General features: G+C 43.3%; 2 protein-coding genes. Both read left to right on the top strand.

All coding sequences use genetic code 11. From position 1 onward, the window contains the following. Positions 1–265 precede the first annotated feature (265 nt). Positions 266–913 carry a DUF3386 domain-containing protein gene (locus PX636_RS00765; protein ID WP_288115906.1) on the top strand — a complete coding sequence of 216 codons (648 nt, stop codon included), beginning with the start codon at positions 266–268 and terminating at the stop codon, positions 911–913. A 73-nt stretch (positions 914–986) separates the two neighbouring features. After that, positions 987–1,223 (top strand): NifU family protein, encoded by a 237-nt coding sequence (locus tag PX636_RS00760; RefSeq protein ID WP_002735229.1) that lies wholly within the window; start codon positions 987–989, stop codon positions 1,221–1,223. The last annotated feature ends 32 nt before the right edge of the window (positions 1,224–1,255 follow it).

Here is a 1,255-nt window from a genome sequence, read left to right as displayed (position 1 = left end):
TCCACGCATTCAACTACATATCCTTGTTGTTCACCAGAACGAATAATTGCATTAACTTTTGGACTTAATTTTGTCATAACTGCTCATGTTTATTTTCTGCTTATTTAGATTTATGGCAATTGAGCAAGGGACGGGTCTTTAATCGATTCTAACTGACTTTTTCCCTAAGCTGTCAAATTCATCTAGTTTTCTAGAAATCTCGGCCAGAGGTGAAAAAATCAGCGACAATGATATAAATAGAGTTATCAACACAAGTAAAGCGATTATGACTGTAGCCACGACGAACGCCCGAGATATTTTCCGCTCCGCCTACGAAAACCGTTACACTTGGGATGAAGGATTCCCCGGTTACACTGCTGATATTATCCTCACCCAAGGGGAGGAAGTCCATACAGGCAAAATTCAAGTTAATGCCGATTATAGTGTGGAAGTAACGGGCATTGATGACGAGAAAGTGCAAGAAAGTATCTATAATCAAATGCGCGACATCGTTACTCACCGTAAAAGAGGCAATTTTGATGCCTCCCACGGCAAAAACCAGTTTAATTTCGGGCAAGATGATCCCACCGGTGCGGTAGAAATTCTTGTCACCGGCGATGCGATGGGGTCTAATTATAAGGTCCGCGGCCAGGAAATCTGTCAAGTCAGTCGAGTCATGGGACCGATGGCTTTTACTATTAATACCGAGGAAAGTCTCGATACGGGAGAAGGTTATATTTCTATTCGCTATAATGCCATTTTCCGCAATGCTAAAACCGATGAATTAAAGGGAAAACGTGACTTTAAGGAAACCTACGAAAAAATCGGTAATTATTATTTACCCTCCTGTCAAGTGATTAACGCAATCGAGGCCGGGGGCGAAAAATCCACCACAGAATTTACTTTTATCAATCTGCAGCTTTTAGAATCTTAAGGGTTATCCCCGCCCAAAAAGCGTTAGGATCGAAGTAACTACACTCTAATAAATCTCTGACCAGAAGCTGATTATGTCTTTAACACTGACTCCCAATAACGTCGAACAAGTTTTAGATGAAATGCGCCCCTACCTGATGGCGGATGGTGGTAACGTGGAATTAGTCGAAATCGACGGGCCAGTCGTCAAACTGCGTCTTCAAGGCGCTTGCGGTTCCTGTCCCAGTTCCACCATGACCCTAAAAATGGGCATCGAACGCCGTCTCCGGGAAGTGATTCCCGAAATCGCCGAAGTTGAACAAGCTTTCTAAATCTTGGTTCAATTAATTCTCACCACCGCCCG

The organism is Microcystis sp. M53598_WE2 (assembly GCF_030067735.1).
Taxonomy (GTDB): Bacteria; Cyanobacteriota; Cyanobacteriia; order Cyanobacteriales; family Microcystaceae; genus Microcystis; species Microcystis aeruginosa.
This window is presented reverse-complemented; position numbering and strand designations above follow the sequence as displayed.

Excerpts from the sequence above, each read along its gene's own strand:
- PX636_RS00760 (WP_002735229.1), top strand. The coding sequence starts at position 987 with ATGTCTTTAACACTGACTCCCAATAACGTCGAACAAGTTTTAGATGAA.
- PX636_RS00765 (WP_288115906.1), top strand. The coding sequence starts at position 266 with ATGACTGTAGCCACGACGAACGCCCGAGATATTTTCCGCTCCGCCTAC.